This is a genomic window from Neorhizobium sp. 05N33 (assembly GCF_056397445.1).
The window spans coordinates 153,005-169,522 of sequence record NZ_JBFTNK010000006.1; the positions used below are offsets into that span (position 1 = coordinate 153,005).

Annotated in this window: 16 protein-coding genes and 1 tRNA gene; 9 read left to right on the forward strand and 8 right to left on the reverse strand. The window is 62.0% G+C overall.

Annotation, left to right across the window (positions count from 1 at the left end; all coding sequences use genetic code 11):
• Positions 1-5: 5 nt before the first annotated feature.
• The 3 genes from AC1DLT_RS17360 to AC1DLT_RS17370 are packed head-to-tail and all read right to left on the reverse strand — an operon-like array spanning position 6 to position 3,209.
• On the reverse strand, positions 6-1,211 hold the full coding sequence (locus AC1DLT_RS17360; RefSeq protein ID WP_477487543.1) for an ABC transporter permease: 1,206 nt from the start codon (positions 1,209-1,211) through the stop codon (positions 6-8).
• On the reverse strand, positions 1,201-1,911 hold the full coding sequence (locus tag AC1DLT_RS17365; RefSeq protein WP_477487544.1) for an ABC transporter ATP-binding protein: 711 nt from the start codon (positions 1,909-1,911) through the stop codon (positions 1,201-1,203). The genes AC1DLT_RS17360 and AC1DLT_RS17365 overlap by 11 nt, the downstream gene beginning before the upstream one ends.
• A gap of 11 nt (positions 1,912-1,922) precedes the next feature.
• The gene (locus tag AC1DLT_RS17370) at positions 1,923-3,209 is read right to left on the reverse strand and encodes an efflux RND transporter periplasmic adaptor subunit (RefSeq protein ID WP_477487545.1); all 1,287 of its coding nucleotides are present in this window, start codon (positions 3,207-3,209) and stop codon (positions 1,923-1,925) included.
• A 299-nt stretch (positions 3,210-3,508) separates the two neighbouring features.
• Here AC1DLT_RS17370 and AC1DLT_RS17375 point away from each other — a divergent pair, with 299 nt between their 5' ends.
• Both AC1DLT_RS17375 and AC1DLT_RS17380 read left to right on the forward strand, forming a co-directional pair.
• On the forward strand, positions 3,509-3,802 hold the full coding sequence (locus AC1DLT_RS17375) for a hypothetical protein (RefSeq protein WP_247033066.1): 294 nt from the start codon (positions 3,509-3,511) through the stop codon (positions 3,800-3,802).
• 102 nt (positions 3,803-3,904) lie between these two features.
• Positions 3,905-4,165 carry a DUF2171 domain-containing protein gene (locus AC1DLT_RS17380; protein WP_038542946.1) on the forward strand — a complete coding sequence of 87 codons (261 nt, stop codon included), beginning with the start codon at positions 3,905-3,907 and terminating at the stop codon, positions 4,163-4,165.
• A gap of 80 nt (positions 4,166-4,245) precedes the next feature.
• On the opposite strand, the gene AC1DLT_RS17385 is transcribed toward AC1DLT_RS17380, so the two are convergent.
• The 4 genes from AC1DLT_RS17385 to AC1DLT_RS17400 form a co-directional block, all read right to left on the reverse strand.
• Complete coding sequence (locus AC1DLT_RS17385; RefSeq protein WP_038542948.1) at positions 4,246-4,425, reverse strand: hypothetical protein; 180 nt, start codon at positions 4,423-4,425, stop codon at positions 4,246-4,248.
• A 182-nt stretch (positions 4,426-4,607) separates the two neighbouring features.
• A complete protein-coding gene (locus AC1DLT_RS17390) occupies positions 4,608-4,733 on the reverse strand; it encodes a hypothetical protein (protein WP_024164227.1) in 126 nt (41 codons plus the stop codon).
• A gap of 134 nt (positions 4,734-4,867) precedes the next feature.
• Positions 4,868-6,409 (reverse strand): DegQ family serine endoprotease, encoded by a 1,542-nt coding sequence (locus AC1DLT_RS17395; RefSeq protein WP_477487546.1) that lies wholly within the window; start codon positions 6,407-6,409, stop codon positions 4,868-4,870.
• A gap of 945 nt (positions 6,410-7,354) precedes the next feature.
• Positions 7,355-7,430: transfer RNA gene (locus AC1DLT_RS17400), tRNA-Lys, on the reverse strand.
• 205 nt (positions 7,431-7,635) lie between these two features.
• On the opposite strand from AC1DLT_RS17400, the gene AC1DLT_RS17405 reads away from it, so the two are divergent.
• Both AC1DLT_RS17405 and AC1DLT_RS17410 read left to right on the forward strand, forming a co-directional pair.
• On the forward strand, positions 7,636-8,394 hold the full coding sequence (locus AC1DLT_RS17405) for a cytochrome c biogenesis CcdA family protein (RefSeq protein WP_477487547.1): 759 nt from the start codon (positions 7,636-7,638) through the stop codon (positions 8,392-8,394).
• A gap of 46 nt (positions 8,395-8,440) precedes the next feature.
• Positions 8,441-9,403, forward strand: a complete 963-nt coding sequence (locus AC1DLT_RS17410; RefSeq protein WP_477487548.1) for an AEC family transporter — start codon at positions 8,441-8,443, stop codon at positions 9,401-9,403.
• Here AC1DLT_RS17410 and AC1DLT_RS17415 read toward each other — a convergent pair.
• Positions 9,380-10,582, reverse strand: coding sequence for a UbiH/UbiF family hydroxylase (locus AC1DLT_RS17415; RefSeq protein WP_477487549.1), 1,203 nt, complete (start codon positions 10,580-10,582; stop codon positions 9,380-9,382). The two genes, AC1DLT_RS17410 and AC1DLT_RS17415, sit on opposite strands and share 24 nt — an antisense overlap.
• A 186-nt stretch (positions 10,583-10,768) precedes the next feature.
• On the opposite strand from AC1DLT_RS17415, the gene pcsA reads away from it, so the two are divergent.
• The 5 genes from pcsA (at position 10,769) to AC1DLT_RS17440 (ending at position 16,363) form a co-directional block, all read left to right on the forward strand.
• Positions 10,769-11,497, forward strand: coding sequence for a phosphatidylcholine synthase (pcsA, locus tag AC1DLT_RS17420; protein WP_046601006.1), 729 nt, complete (start codon positions 10,769-10,771; stop codon positions 11,495-11,497).
• 163 nt (positions 11,498-11,660) lie between these two features.
• Entirely contained in the window at positions 11,661-13,235 is a 1,575-nt protein-coding gene (locus tag AC1DLT_RS17425; RefSeq protein WP_477487550.1) for an ABC transporter ATP-binding protein, read from the forward strand.
• Entirely contained in the window at positions 13,225-14,316 is a 1,092-nt protein-coding gene (locus AC1DLT_RS17430) for an ABC transporter permease (RefSeq protein WP_477487551.1), read from the forward strand. The genes AC1DLT_RS17425 and AC1DLT_RS17430 overlap by 11 nt, the downstream gene beginning before the upstream one ends.
• Complete coding sequence (locus tag AC1DLT_RS17435; protein WP_477487552.1) at positions 14,316-15,242, forward strand: ABC transporter permease; 927 nt, start codon at positions 14,316-14,318, stop codon at positions 15,240-15,242. The genes AC1DLT_RS17430 and AC1DLT_RS17435 overlap by 1 nt, the downstream gene beginning before the upstream one ends.
• 47 nt (positions 15,243-15,289) lie before the next feature.
• Entirely contained in the window at positions 15,290-16,363 is a 1,074-nt protein-coding gene (locus AC1DLT_RS17440; RefSeq protein WP_038542966.1) for a BMP family ABC transporter substrate-binding protein, read from the forward strand.
• Positions 16,364-16,518: the final 155 nt, after the last annotated feature.

Genomic DNA, 16,518 nt, shown 5'->3' on the forward strand with positions numbered 1-16,518 from the left:
TTTGGTCATTCGTGGCGGAGGGCTTCGATCGGATTGAGCTGCGCCGCACGCCGGGCCGGAAAATAGCCGAATACCATGCCGATCGCCGCCGAGAAGGCGAAGGCGAGCAGGATGATCGTTGGGCTGGCGACGAAGGGCACGCCGAGGAAGCTCACGACGCCATAAGCAAGCGCAAGGCCGGCAATGATGCCGCTGACGCCGCCGAAGATCGACAGCATCACCGCCTCGACGAGGAATTGGGTCAGTACCTGTCGCTCGAGCGCGCCGATCGCGAGGCGAATGCCGATCTCGCGGGTGCGTTCGGTGACCGAAACCAGCATGATGTTCATGATGCCGATGCCGCCGACCAGCAGGCTCACGGCCGCGACGGCACCGAGCAGCCCGGTCAGCAGCACCGTCGTGCCGGTCATCGCCGCGGCGATCTGCGACATATCGTTGACCGAGAAATCGTCATCGCGGCCAACCGCAATCCTGCGCCGTTCGCGCAGCAGGCTTTCGACATCCGACTGGACTTTTTCGGTTGCCACACCATCCTGCGCCGACAGGATGATACTGCTGATCGTCGTCGTGCCGCCGATCCGCCGCTGGTGCAGTTTCAACGGCATGATGACCGTGTCGTCCTGGTCGTCGCCCATGCCGGACTGGCCCTTGACGGCGAGCACGCCGACCACCGGGCAGGCGACATTGCTGACGCGGATGTTCTGCCCGACCGGGTTGGCTGCGCCAAAAAGTTCCTTGCGCACCGTCTCGCCGATGATGCAGGCAGCCTGGCTGCCGCGGTCCTCGCTGGCGAGGAACGACCGGCCGAGCGACAGATCCCAGTCCTGGGCGATCAGATAATCGTTGTTGGTGCCGATCACGCTGGACGAATGGTTGGCACCGCCGGCAATCACGGTCGCGGTGCCGCGGTTCACGGGCGCCACGGCGCGAAGTCCGGCCACCTGTTCCTGGATCGCCAGGACATCCTTGTCGTTGAAGCGCTTGGCCTCGCTGCTGGCGCGTCCCGGCCCCCATTGGCCCGGGCGGACGAACAGCGTGTTGGTGCCGAGGCGAGAAAGCTCGGCCTGGACCTTCGCCGTCGTGCCGTTGCCGACCGTCACCATGGCGATGACAGCCGCGACGCCGATCACCACGCCGAGCACGGTCAGGAAGGAGCGCAGCATGTTGCGGCTGATTGCTCGCCAGGCCAGTTTCGCTGTTTCAAAGAACATGATCATGCTCCTTCACCTGGTCGGAGGCGAGGCGTCCGTCGACGAAGCGCAGGAGCCGCTTGCCATAGGCGGCGATGTCCTCCTCGTGGGTGACCATGATCACGGTGATGCCGTTATCTCGATTGAGCCGGGTGATCAGCTCCATGATCTCGGCGCTGGTCCTGGTGTCGAGATTGCCGGTCGGCTCGTCGGCCAGCAGCACGGCGGGATCGGTGACGATGGCGCGAGCGATCGCCACGCGCTGCTGCTGCCCGCCGGACAGTTCTTGGGTCGTGTGCCCTTCGCGGCCCTTGAGGCCGACCTGTTCCAGCGCAACCATCGCACGTTTGCGCCGCTCGCGGTGATCCATGCCGCGATAGACGAGCGGCAGCTCGACATTTTCGACCGCGGACGTGCGGGCTAGAAGATTGAACCCCTGGAACACGAAGCCGAGCATATGCCGGCGTAAAAGTGTCAGCTGGGCGCGGTCGAAGCCGCTCGTCGGAATGCCCTGGAACAGATATTCGCCGGATGAAGGCACGTCGAGCCCGCCGATGATGTTCATCGCGGTCGACTTGCCGGAACCGGACGGACCCATGATCGACACGAACTCGCCCGCCGTGATCGACAGGTCGATATGATCGAGGGCACGGATCGTCGCTTCGCCGTGCCCGTAGAATTTCGAAACCTGCCTGAAGGCGATGATGGGAGGGAGCCTCATCGAAACCCTCCTCAGCTCGCCCGGGCGACAGCGTCCGTGATCAGCAGATCGCCTTGCTTGATCTCACCGGATTTCAGCACCGTGAACTGGCCGTCGCTGGGGCCGGTCTCGACCTGTACTCGCGTCGGCGCGCCTGCGCGCAGAACCCAGACGGCACGACCCGCTCCCGAAGCATCGTCGCCGCCGCGATTGCCGCGCGGACGCGGCGGCGCAAAAAGCCGGGTGAGGAAATTGCCGCGGCTGCGCGCCGTCGTCGGCGGCGAGTAGCGCAGCGCCGCATTCGGCACGAGGAGCGCGTCGGTGACCGATTGCACGGTAATATCGGCCGTTGCCGTCATGCCGGGACGCAGCAGCAGGTCGGCATTGTCGACCGTCAGGATCGCCTTGTAGGTGACGACATTGGAGACGGTTTCGGAGGCGAAGCGCACGGTCTGGATGGTGGCCGGAAAGTTGCGATCGGGATAGGCGTCGACAGAGAATTTTGCCGCCTGACCCTCCTGCACATGGCCGACATCCGCCTCGTCAACGGCGACCTGCAGCTCCATGCGCTTTAGGTCGCCGGCAATGGTGAAGAGCACCGGCGCATTGAGCGAAGACGCGACGGTCGCCCCCGGATCCACGGCGCGGGTCAGCACGATGCCGTCGATCGGCGAGACGATCTTGAGCTTCACGAGGTTGAGTTCCGACAGCCGCAGATTGGCTTCGGCGGAAAGAACAGACGCCTCGTTGACGGCCTTGGTGGCGAGCGCCGAATCATAGGTGAATTTCGCCGCGTCCAGTTCCTGCTGGGTGGAAATGCGGTTGCTGACGAGGCCGGTCAAGCGGTCGAACGAATTCTTGGCCGACGCTGCTTCCGCTTCGGCCTTCAGCACGTTGGCCCTTGCCGAAGCCAACTGGGCGCGGGCGCTCTGGACATCCGCTTCCTGCTTGTTGGTGTCGAGTTCGGCGAGCACATCACCCTGTTTGACCGCGCTGTTATAGCTGACATTGACCTTGCGGACGGTGCCGGACAATTCGCTCGATATGTCCACTTGATCGGTCGGCTGGACCGAGCCTGTCGCTGTGACGATGACCGAGAGGCCACCACGCTTGGCCGGCTGCGTCGTGTAATCGTAGCGCGGGCCGCCACTGCCCGAATAGCCATAGGCGCCCGCCGCCACCGCAACGAGAACGACAAAGACCGTCGGCCAGATCCAGCGACGCTTTTTGCGCCGGCTTCCCGAGGTTGCCAGGATCGCGGCGAGATCGGGCGTGCCGCTGGTCTTTGCTGCCGGGTCGGGGGTGTTCTGCACGTTCAACGGCCTGTCCTTTGCTGGATAGCGATACAACCAGGGCTAAATCTCTCGCTGCGCCGTCATGGGGCGCAAATCCGCCCGAAGCATGGTCGCCGGGCGAAATTCTTATGCTCTCTCAATGACATAAAACCGGAAATGGTAAAACTTAAATATCGGTAATGCACGTGTATCAAAGAATACCGGCCATTTCATCAGCCTTTAACGGTAGTGTGGTAGCAATAACCAACCCAATTAATGGGTAGAGGGGTAGTATTGTGGTTAAGAAATTCTCAACATTAGCCGGCGCTTTCGCAGCTATTCTGATGTCAGCGGGTGCTTCGCATGCTGCAGACGATCTTGTGTTCACTCTGATCAACAAGACAAAGGGTACACTTGAGCGCTTTTACACCTCACCGGAAGGTGTGGACAACTGGGAAGAAGACGTTTTCGGCAACGACGTGCTGGAGCCCGGCCAGAGCATCAAGATCACCATCCGCGATGGCCGCCGTACCTGCAAATACGACATGCGCTTCGAATTCTCGGAGGATTCCAAGCTCGAAGACATGGAGGACACGCAGGACTTCTGCAAAATGGGTACTTACACCCTGCACCAATAACCTTTGCCAGCGGCGTGTTTTCGAAAGGTCCTGCCTTTTTGAAGAGGCATGCATCGATATCTTCATTCACGCGTTGTCGGAGCGCTGAAAAGGAGATTTCCCATGATCGATGCTGCAAGAATCAAGGAACACGCCGAAGTCATCGGCGCGGATGGCGTCCATGTTGGAACGGTCGACCGCGTCGAAGGCAGCCGTATCAAGCTGACCAGGAAGGACAGCGGTGAGGGCGGCCATAAAGGCCACCATCACTTCATTCCGCTTGAACTCGTCGCCGATATCGAAGGCAACAGGGTTCGCCTCTCGGCCGATGGCGATGTCGCAGTGACATTCGAAGAGGAAGAGAGCGGCAAGGGTGTTCATTGATTGGTAGACATGAAAAAGCCGGCGCCTCGAAAGAGACGCCGGCTTTTTCGCATAGCAGATCCCAACTTCAGGCGTCTACGTCATTGTGTCGAACCGGGGACGCCGAAGCGTTCGGGCATGAAGGCGGTCTCTGCCGGTGGGCCGCTAAGGCGGTCCGACTTCGCGGTCACGGTCGGTCCGGCAGGATGCATCAGAAGGGCGACGACAAGGCCACCCGCAATCGCAGATCCCAAGGCAATCAGGACATTCTGGGCGCTCATGGCAACGACTCCTCTATTGCCTGACAACACCCTGAAAACGGGAAGGTTCCGGGCAAAACCGGAACCTTCGGATCAATGTCGCGTGACAGGCAATCAAGCTTTCTCGCGGGCCGTCTTGAGCGCCGTTGCCCACCAGGAAAGATCGTCCAGCATGGTCTTTACGCCGTTTGACGCGATTCGGATCAGTTCTGAGCCGAGAGTTCCGCGGGAGTGGCAAGAATATCGCCGCCACCCAGCGATTGATCCGCATATTTGAACGCTAGGATGCTGAGCACCGAAACGATCATGACGATGAATATGATGCGCATGCAATGCTCCTTCGGCCGAACAAACGTCTTATGCTCATCAAGGTTCCGGCGGGGAGGAAAGTGGGCAAAGCAAAGAGACGCCGCCCGGTCCGGAAAACCGCGCGGCGCCGAAAAAATGGTGGGTGAGTCGGGCCTCAGCCGATCGAGAAGGGAACCGCGACGAAGGTCTGGTTCTCGCCTCGCTGGATGAGAAGCAGGACCGACTTGCGGCCGGACTTGCCCGCTTCGGCAACTGCCGTCTTGGCATCCTTCGCCGACTTCACCGGCTGCTGATTGATCGAGATGATGACGTCGCCCGGCTGCAGGCCGGCATCGGCAGCCGGTTTGTCGGGGGCGACGCTCTCGATCACTGCGCCGTTTTCCCGACGGGGCAGGTTGAGGGCCTGGCGGATATCCGGCGTGATGTCGGCAAGACCGATGCCGATGGTCGGAACGCGCTGGGCACCCTGCATGGACTTGTCGCCATTGTCGGCGGAAGCCTGCTGCTGGTCTGGCTCGTTGCCGCCGACCGTGATGCTGAGGTTGCGGTTTTGACCCTGACGCCAGACGGTGAGGCCTTCCTTGGCGCCGGGCGTCAGGTCGGCCACCATGCGCGACAGGTCCCGCGGAGATTTGACCGCCTGGCCGCCGAGCGCGGTGATGACGTCGCCGGTCTGGATACCGGCCTTGGCAGCCGGCGTGCCGTCGTTGACATTGGCAACCAACGCGCCTTCCGGCTTGTCGAGGCCGATGGCGCTCGCCACATCCGCCGTCACCGGCTGAATCTGCACGCCGATGAAGCCATGCTCGATGGAGCCGTCCTTCATCAGCTTGGCGACGACCTTCTGGGCCTGGTCGGAGGGAATAGCGAAGCCGACCCCGACGCTGCCGCCGTTCGGGGAATAGATCGCCGTGTTGATACCGACGACCTTGCCCTCGAGATCGACCAGCGGACCGCCGGAATTGCCGTGGTTGATCGGCGCGTCGATCTGGATGAAGTCATCATAGGGGCCGCTGTGCAGATCGCGGCCTCGCGCCGAAACGATACCGGCCGTCACCGTCGTGCCGATGCCGAACGGATTGCCGATCGCCAGGATCTGGTCGCCGGCATTGAGCTTGTCCGAATCGCCCCAGGCGATGGTGGCCAAGGGCTTCGGCGCCTTGATTTTGATGACCGCGAGGTCGGATTTAGGATCGGTGCCGATCAGCTTGGCGGGTACTTCCGTGCCGTCGTCGAGTGTCACCTTGATGTCGATCGCATTGTCGATCACGTGGTTGTTGGTGACGATGTAGCCGTCCGCCGTCACGACGAAACCGGAGCCGAGAGCCTCGGCCCGCGGAGCCTGGCGCTGCTGCGGCGTCTGGCGCGGCACGGGAATGCCCTGCTGGCCGAAGAACTGCCGGAACTGCTCGTCAAACGGGGAATTGTCACCGAAGGGCGAGCTGTCGTCCGAGGCGACGTTCTGGGCCTTCATCGTGGTGATGATGGTGACGACCGCCGGCTTGTCGGCCGAAACGATCGGGGCGAAGGAGCCGCCCGGAGCGACAATACCGGAAACCGAGCCGGTGACGGAGGTTGCCGTGGTTGCCGCATGCGCCGCGTTGGTGCCGAGAATGACCGGCACGGAGAGCGGCACCGCAACGATGGCGGCGCCGAAAAGGACGGCAATTCGGTGTCTGCGAAGGATATTGGACATGGAGGTCTTCCTTTCAATCTGCAGCTCTGGCGCCGGCAGGCGGGCGCATCAGGGCAATGAAGATCGGAGCCGCGCGATGGAGCGCGCACGACCGATCGGTTGGTATTCAAAGATTTACGATGCTGAAAAGTAGGCTTCAGAGGTAAGCCGCTGCTTCAGAAAGCCATATCACCGGGAGGCAGGCGAAGCGGCTTGAACCCTTTGCGATCGAAGTCGATCCTCGGGCGGCCCTGTAAGGTGCATCATCGGGCAGGGCGTCGGCGGCGCCGGGGAATGCTGGTTTATCGGGACAAGCGAGCGCATATGAGCACCACCTTCAGCAAACGATCTGCAACTGGCTCTGCGGTCACGGCATTTCCGGCCGTCGGCATCACTCAGTCCTGAAGATGAAAATACGCCCGGAGGCGTCGAAGGTCAGCTTAACAATAAATAAGGTTCGGAACGCCTCATCCGCCGAATTTCGGGCCCAATCTTAGGCTCCGGAGATTTTCCCCATCCAGCGCGTGTAGTGATTTCAAGCGCTTGGCGCGCTGACCCGGGTTTTTACCCGTCCGCCGGTTATCGCCGCGAAGGTGAATAGGTTGTAATGAACGGCGTTCGCTCTCAACATGAGCAAATTTTAATGGATAAACAGTGGCTTTTCGCCCTGCAATCCGCGTGTCGGATCTGAGAATGGACGGCCGACGTGATCTCGTGGCAGCGACGTGACGTCAATCGGTCGCCCGACCCCGTTCTAAAACTAACGGCAGTCGCGTCCTGATCGGCTTGTGACAGACCGGCTGGATTTCGTCCACCCACATTTTGACAGGCCGATCACACCGATTCTATCCGCCAAGGCGGAACAGGCGGAACAGGCGGCGCCCGAAGCCTCCCCCACGCATCAGGCGACAGCGATCACATCGGCTATTTGAGGGCGTCGGCTAATTGGGGCTGCTTTGATCTAAATGGTGAGAGCGTCGGGGTTCGAACCCGAGACCTACTGATTAAAAGTCAGTTGCTCTACCGGCTGAGCTACGCTCTCCCGCGGCCGCGGATGAGCGCGTCCTTGAAAGTGCGCGGAACATAGGCAGGTGACCTCTTGCGGTCAACCCGCAAAAACACCAAAAATGCGGCTATCTGCCGCTTTTTCACGGCAATGCGAAAAGGTGATTGGCATTCGCCGCGTCGGGCCATTACCTCAAGCGCAAGACGCGGGCTCGCAAAAGGCCCGCCAGCCGGAGCCACACGTGTCGATTGCCGAAATATCCCTGTTGAGCGCGCTTCTTGCCGGCGCCCTATCGTTTCTTTCTCCCTGCGTGCTGCCCCTCGTGCCGCCTTATCTTTGTTACATGGCGGGCATTTCGGTCGAGCAGTTCCGCGGCGGCGGTGGTGCGGCGGTCATCGAATCGCGGAGCGGCACACGTCGCGCGGTACTGAAGTCGGCGCTGTTCTTCACCCTCGGGTTTGCGACTGTGTTCGTGGCGCTCGGAGCCGGCGCCTCGACGATCGGCGTGCTCCTGCGCCAGCATCTCGATCTCCTGTCCAAACTCGGTGGCCTGATCATCATCGTCATGGGCCTGAATTTTCTCGGCGTCTTCCGGATTGGTATTCTCGCCCGCGAGGCGCGTTTCCAGGGCGGCGGGCAGCCGGCGACGCTCTCGGGCGCCTATGTCATGGGGCTTGCCTTCGCGTTCGGCTGGACGCCCTGCATCGGTCCGGTGCTTGGCGCCATCCTCGGGGTCGCCGCATCGCGCGATACGGTCGGCGAGGGGGCGGCGCTGCTCGCCATCTATTCGCTCGGCCTTGCCGTACCGTTCTGGATCGCCGCCGGTTTCTCCGGTGCCTTCATGCGGTTCCTGACCCGCTTCCGCCGCCATCTCGGCATGGTCGAGAAGGTCATGGGAGTCTTCCTGATCCTCACCGGGCTTGCCTTCATCTTCGGTTTCGTCACGTCCGCCGCAATCTGGTTCCAGCAGACCTTTCCAATCCTGATGCAAATCGGCTAACGGAAAACCGTCTTCCAATACGGCCCGGTCAGCGGGCAGGGTGCCGATGACCGATATCATTGCATTGCTGTTGCCCTTCTTCGGGCTGATCTTCATCGGTTATCTTGCCGCGAGGGTGACGAAACAGCCGGCTGAAGCGCTCGGCTGGATGAATACGTTCATCATCTACGCGGCCCTGCCGGCGCTCTTCTTCAAGCTCGTGTCCCGCACGCCGGTCGAGCAACTGACCCGGGCCGACTTCATTTTCGGCGAGATCGGCGCGACCTACCTGGTCTTCCTGGTTCTCTTTCTGATCGGCTTCTTCATCCGCCGCAATTCCTTTGCCGATTGCACCATCCAGTCGTTTGCCGGCGCCTACGGCAATATCGGTTATATGGGGCCGGGCCTGGCGCTGCTTGCTTTCGGCGAGGCGGCAGCGGTGCCGGTGGCGCTGATCGTCTGCTTCGAGAACGCCGCGCATTTCATCGTCGCACCGGCGATGATGGCAATGGCCGGCGGCGACAAACGTCCCGCCAGCCACGTGGTCGCCGATATCGTCCGGAAAGTCGTGCTGCACCCGTTCATCATCTCGACGGCGCTCGGTTTCTGCTTCGCGGCATTTGCCGTTCAGCCGCCTGCTGCCTTCCAGCGGCTCATCGACTACCTCGCCCAGGCAGCGGCCCCTTGCGCGCTTTTTGCCATGGGAGTGACGCTGGCGCTCCGGCCGATCAAACGTGTGCCGGTGGAGATCAGTTATATCGCGATCTTCAAGCTGATCCTGCAGCCGATGACGACCTATACGGTCCTGTCGCTGATCGGCAATTTCGATCCGGTCTGGATCTATTCCGCGACGCTGCTTTCGGCACTGCCGACGGCGACCAATGTCTTCGTCATCGGCCAGCAATACGGCGTCTGGCAGGAGAGGGCGTCGGCCAGCATCCTGATCATCACCGTTGCGTCAGTGGCGACCCTCCCGGTGCTGCTCTACCTCATCAATTCCGGAACGTTACCGCCGGATCTCTTTCCGTAAGGCATCGACGACAGCGCGCAGGCCCCGGCCGGGCTCGATCCCTTCGCGCATCAGCAGATTGCGCAGCGGCGGTGCATAGGTAAGGATGTGCAGGCCGGCGGCCCGCAGCATCTGCACCGGCAGGAAGTCCGACAGCAGCGAACGGTTGAGAAGATCGACGCCGACGGTGCGGCTGACGATGTCCGGCCCGCGGCGCCGGCTGAAGCGATCGCCGGCATCGGCTGCAATCGCGCGGTCGCTGGTTGCGACGAGCAGTTCCGAAACGGCGATGATATCGCGCAGCGACAGGTTGAGGCCCTGCGCTCCGATCGGCGGAAAGGCATGCGCGGCCTCGCCGATCAGCGCCAGCCGACCCTTGCCGAACCGCTCTGCCATCAGGCTGGAGAGCGGCCAGGCCTGCGCAGTGCCTTCGACAGTCACCTTGCCGAGCATCGATTGCATGCGGTTTTCGACCAGCCGCGACAGTTCCCCGGTCGGAAGTTCGACAAGTCGGCGAGCTTCATCCGGCTTCACCACCCAAACGAGGCTGGAACGCAGGCCCGGCAGGGGAACCTGCGTGAACGGCCCGCTTTCGGTATGGAATTCGGTCGAGATATTGCCGTGTGGCACGCTGTGGGCGAAATTCAACACCACCGCCGACTGTGGATAGGACCAGCGACGCACGCCGATGCCGGCAGTCTCACGGGCTTTCGAATTGCGTCCATCGGCGGCAGCCACGAGGTCGGCACCGATCGAGGCGCCGTCCGACAGCGTCAGCATGGCTCGTTCGGCCGAGAAGTCGAACGTCTCGACGTTTTGCGCGATCCTGCTGATATTCGGTTCGGCGGCAACGGCGGCATCCAGCGTTTCCGATAGCGCCCGGTTGGGAATGTTGTAGCCGAAGGCGTAGAGTCCGACGTCCTGCGCCCGGAACTGCGCCGTCGGTGCGCGCAGCAGCCGTTTGGTGCCGTCGATGATCTGCATCACCGAAAGCGGGGCGGCCGAAGCCGCAATGTCTCCCCAGACGCCAAGCCGTTCGAGAAAACGGATGGACTGGTCCATCAGCGCGGTCGTGCGTTCATCGGCCTTTTCGGATGGCGGTGTGATCAGCGCCACCTTGCGGCCGGCCCGCGCGAGCGCCAGTGCCGCAACCGATCCGGAAAGTCCCCCGCCCACCACCGCAATCTCGAAATGCTGCATGTCCGTCGTCCTGCGCTGCAAATGTACGATGGATTATCTAGAGCTTTGTGGCGTGCATATCCATGGGACACGGCAGCGCAGCATAGAAAAAGCAATGCTTTATGTCTGGCGGCGGCCCCAAGCTGGTTGCAATGCGCGGTGATTGGCCGCATACCTCGCCGGATGAGGGAAAGACGGGACTGACGCGTGATCAGACGAATCTTCAATTACAAAAAAGTTCCGTACGCTGAAATCCGCGCCTTCTCGGTTCATCTGCTGACGGCGTCCGGCTCGTTCCTTGCTTTCCTCGGCGTCGTCGCGGCAGCCGAGCATCGTTTTGTCGACATGTTCTGGTGGCTCGGGCTTGCGCTTCTCGTCGATGGCATCGACGGGCCGATCGCTCGCAAGGTTCGGGTCAAGGAAGTCCTGCCCAACTGGTCGGGCGATACGCTCGACAACATCATCGACTACGTGACTTACGTGCTGCTTCCGGCGTTCGCACTTTATCAGAGCGGCATGATCGGCGAACCTTGGTCCTTCGTTGCCGCAGGCGCAATCGTCGTCTCGAGCGCGGTTTATTATGCCGACATGGGCATGAAGACGGACGAGTACTTTTTCTCCGGTTTTCCGGTCGTCTGGAACATGGTGGTCTTCACACTGTTCGTCGTCGACGCGAGCGCAACGGCGGCTCTGGTCCTCGTCTCGGTCTCTGTCATTCTCACCTTCCTGCCGATCAACTTCCTGCACCCCGTGCGCGTCAAACGGCTCCGTCCGCTCAATCTGGCTGTCTGCCTCATCTGGTGCGCCCTCGGCGGCTATTCGCTGCTCCTGCATTTCGAGACGCCCGCCTGGGTCGTTTACGGCGTCGTCCTGAGCGGTATCTATCTCTATTGCATCGGCGGCGTGCTGCAGCTTTTCCCCAGTCTCGGAAAATAGTTGGACCTTCAACCCCCTTTCTTTAGTGTTGTGCGAAGCAACAAATACGGTATCAATATCAGTCGAATGTCCGGAGTGATCGCCGGATGTCGGGAAAATCAATACGCCGCGGCGCCCTGAAAAACCTCGAAGAAGGTAGGCCCGCGGTGAACGAGGGGGTTCAGTGACGTTATCCGAGGGTCCGACGACCGGTCCGCTTCTGTCGGTTCGAGGTTTGACCAAGCTTTTCGGCAGCTTCGCGGCCTGCAACGCGATCGATCTGGATATCGCGCCCGGCGAAATCCACGCATTGCTCGGCGAAAACGGCGCCGGCAAATCGACGCTGGTAAAAATGCTGTTTGGCGTGCTGCAGCCGAGCGCCGGCCAGATCCTCTGGCAGGGCACGCCGGTGACGATCGCTTCGCCGGGCGAGGCCCGTCAGCTCGGCATCGGCATGGTCTTTCAGCATTTCTCGCTGTTCGAGGCGCTGACGGTGGCGGAAAACATCGCGCTGTCGCTTGACCCGAAGATTTCGCTCGCCAGGATCTCGGACGAGGCGGCATCGCTTTCCAAGGCATACGGCCTGCCGCTCGATCCCAAGGCGCATGTGGCGGACCTTTCCGTCGGCGAGCGCCAGCGCATCGAGATCGTCCGGGCTCTGCTTCAAAACCCCAAGCTGATCATCCTCGACGAGCCCACATCGGTCTTGACGCCGCAGGAAGCGGACCGGCTGTTCGAGACGCTGTTCAAGCTGAAGGCCGAGGGTCGGTCGGTGCTCTATATCAGCCACAGGCTGGAGGAAGTGCGCCGCATCTGCGACCGCGCCACGGTTCTGCGCCATGGCAAGGTCACCGGTGCCTGCGATCCGAAAAAGGAGACGCCGGCCTCGCTCGCCCGCATGATGGTCGGCTCCGACGTTGCCGAAGTCCATCGCGACAGCGCAGCAGCACTCGGCGATATCCGCATCGAAGTCAGCAATCTGTCGGTGTCGGCGCGCACGCCTTTTGCGGTCTCGCTGAAGAACGTCGCCATGAAGGTCCGCGCCGGCGAAGTGCTGGCGATCGCCGGCGTTGCCGGCAATGGCCAGGGCGAACTCTTCGATGCGCTCTCCGGTGAATATCCGGTCGCCGCGGACGAGGCGATCCGCATCCGCGGCAAGGCGGTCGGCCGCACCGGCATCAATGGCCGGAGACTGCTCGGCGCCGGTTTCGTGCCGGAGGAGCGGCACGGCCACGCCGCCGTCTCCGCCATGGCGCTTTCGGACAATCTCCTGCTCGCCCGCAGCCAGTCGGACAAGAAGGCCTTCCTGTCCGGCGGCGCGTTTTCCGTCATCCGCTTCGACGCGATCCGCTCCGCCACGCGCCGCATCTGCGAGGCGATGGATGTCCGCAAGAGCGGCGAGGATCCGCAGGCAGGCTCGCTCTCCGGCGGCAATCTCCAGAAATTCATCGTCGGGCGCGAGCTTGACCGGCAACCATCGGTGCTCGTCGTCAACCAGCCGACCTGGGGTGTCGATGCCGGTGCGGCAAGCCGCATCCGCCAGGCGCTGATCGATCTCGCCAAGTCGGGCTCGGCGGTGGTGGTGATCAGCCAGGATCTCGACGAGATCTTTGAGGTGGCGACGAATATCGCGGTGATCTCGGAAGGCCGTCTTTCCGAGCCCCATCCGGCCGGCACCCTGACGTTGGAACGTATCGGTCTGCTGATGGGCGGTATCCACGAAAGCCATTCCAATCCGGAGGCGGCGCATGCGCATTGAGCTCCAGAAGCGCGCCCGCGTCTCGACGCTGTTCTCGATCCTCTCGCCGCTGGTCGCCTTGGTGCTGACGCTGCTTTTCGGCGCGATCATGTTCTGGCTGCTCGGCAAGAACCCGCTGAGCGCGCTCTACATATATTTCGTCGAGCCGTTGCTGGAGGTGTGGTCGCTGCACGAGCTGGCTGTGAAAGCAGCCCCGCTGATCCTCATCGCTGTCGGGCTTGCTGTCTGTTACCGGTCCAACAACTGGAATATCGGCGCCGAAGGCCAGTTCACAATAGGCGCGATTACCGGATCGATCCTGCCGGTCATGTATCCGGCCTGGCACTCGCCGATGATCCTGCCGCTGATGCTGATCCTCGGCATGGTCGGTGGGGCGCTTTATGCAGGCATCCCGGCACTTTTGAAGACGAGGTTCAACACCAACGAAATCCTGACCAGCCTGATGCTGGTCTATATCGCCCAGCTTTATCTCGATTGGCTGGTACGCGGACCATGGCGTGATCCGCAGGGCAACAATTTCCCGATCACGAAGACGTTCCAGATCGAGGCCGTCGTGCCGGAAATTCTGTCGTCGTCCGGCCGCGCCCACTGGGCCTTCGTCTTCGCCATCGTCGCCGCCGTGGCGTTATGGTTCATGATGCGCTTCATGCTGAAGGGCTTCGAGGTCTCGGTGCTCGGCCAGTCGGAGCGGGCAGGGCGGTTCGCAGGCTTCTCCGCCCGCCGGATGGTGTGGTTCTCGATGCTGCTGTCGGGCGCGCTCGCGGGCCTTGCCGGCATTTCGGAGGTCTCCGGCTCGATCGGCCACCTGCAGCCGGTTATCTCGCCGGGCTACGGCTTCACGGCGATCATCGTCGCCTTCCTGGGACGGCTCAACCCTCTGGGAATCATCGCTTCCGGGCTCGTGCTGGCGCTCACCTATCTCGGCGGCGAGGCGGCACAGCTGTCGATCGGCATTTCGGACAAGGTCAGCCGCGTCTTTCAAGGGTTGCTGCTCTTCTTCGTGCTCTCCTGCGACACGCTGATCCACTACAGGATCCGGCTGATCTTTGCCGGTGCGAAAACGGCGGAGGTGAAGGGCTGATGTTCGAGGCGATCCTTCTTACCGTCATCACCGCATCGACCCCGTTGGTTCTGGCAGCTCTCGGCGAATTGGTGACCGAACGCTCCGGCGTGCTGAACCTCGGCGTCGAAGGCATGATGATCATGGGCGCCGCCTGCGCTTTCGTTGCCGCGCAACTGACTGGTTCCCCCTATGTCGGCCTCCTCGCTGGCATCTTGGGCGGTGGGATCTTCTCGCTGCTCTTCGGGTTCCTGACGCTGACGCTGGTGGCCAACCAAGTTGCGACCGGGCTTGCGCTCACCATCCTGGGGCTCGGGCTTTCCGGCCAGATTGGCGAGGCTTTCGTCGGCCAGCCCGGCATCAAGCTGCAGCCGATCGTCTTCCCGCTTCTCTCCGACATCCCGTTCCTCGGCCGCGTCCTGTTCGCGCAGGACCTCACCTTCTATCTCTCGGTTGTGCTCGTGATCGGCATCAACTGGTTCCTGTTCAGGAGCCGGACCGGTCTTAAGCTGCGGGCGATCGGCGACAGCCATGCCTCCGCCCATGCACTCGGCATCAACGTCATCCGCACCCGTTATCTGGCGGTCATGTTCGGTGGTGCCTGCGCGGGGCTGGCAGGCGCGCAGCTTTCGCTCGTCTACACGCCGCAATGGGTGGAGAACATGTCCGCCGGCCGCGGCTGGATCGCGCTCGCGCTCGTCGTCTTCGCCTCCTGGCGGCCGTGGCGGGTTCTGGCCGGCGGGTACCTCTTCGGCGCAGTCGGCATCGGCCAGCTGCATGCCCAGATCCTCGCCCAAAATCTCGGCATCGTCATACCGTCGCAATTCCTGTCGGCACTTCCTTATGCGGCGACTATTGTCGTGCTGATCATCATTTCGCATAATCGTCGCACGACGCTCATCAATACGCCGGCTTCGCTCGGGAAACCCTTTGTCCCCGACCGGTGACCGCGGAACCAAAAACAAAACGTCTTCAAGCCAATAGAGGTCAGGAAATGAAGAAACTGATTATCGCCCTTGCCGCATCGGCCGCCCTGATGGGCGGTTTTTCGACAGGCGCCCAAGCCCAGGAGAAGAAGAAGGTCTGTTTCATCTACGTCGGTTCGAAGACGGATGGTGGCTGGACCCAGGCGCATGAACTCGGTCGCCAGCAGCTCGACAAGGCATTAGGCGCCAAGGTTGAAACGCCCTTCCTCGAAAACGTTCCGGAAGGCCCGGATGCAGAACGCGCCATCGAGCGCATGGCTCGCTCGGGCTGCTCGCTGGTCTTCACCACCTCCTTCGGTTTCATGGACGCCACCGTCAAGGTCGCCGCGAAATTCCCGGATGTGAAGTTCGAGCATGCGACCGGCTTCAAGGCCGCTCCGAACCTCGCCACCTACAATTCGCGCTTCTATGAAGGCCGATACATCCAGGGCCAGATCGCCGCGAAGATGTCGAAGAAGGGCGTTGCCGGCTACATCGCCTCCTTCCCGATCCCTGAAGTGGTGATGGGCATCAACGCCTTCGAACTCGGCGCGAAGTCGATCAATCCGAACTTCAAGCTGAAGGTCGTCTGGGCCAATACCTGGTTCGACCCGGGCAAGGAAGCCGATGCCGCCAAGGCGCTGATCGACCAGGGCGTTGATATCCTGACCCAGCACACCGACACGACCGCTCCGATGCAGGTCGCCTCCGAGCGCGGCATCCTCGCCTTCGGCCAGGCCTCCGACATGATCGCGGCCGGCCCGAAGACGCAGCTGACCGCCATCGTCGACACCTGGGGTGCGTATTACATCAAGCGCACCAAAGCGCTGCTCGACGGCACCTGGAAGTCCGAGCAGATCTGGGACGGCCTGAAGGACGGCATCCTGACCATGGCGCCGTATACCAATATGCCGGACGACGTGAAGGCGATGGCCGAGGAAACAGAAGCCAAGATCAAGTCGGGCGAACTGCATCCGTTCACCGGCCCGATCAACAAGCAGGACGGCAGCGCATGGCTGAAGGCCGGCGAAAAGTCGGATGACGGCACCCTGCTCGGCATGAACTTCTACGTCGAAGGCGTGGACGACAAACTGCCGAAGTAACGAGGATTGGTCGGCCCGGCCGACGAAACGATCGGCGGATCGTTTCGAGCGACGAACGTCCGGAGCTAAGCGACGGGCAGTGGTCGAGTTCACAGAATGGAGGGCGCTTTTCGGGGCGCCCTTTTTGTTTCCGGCGCACATAAGGCTTTTATCGC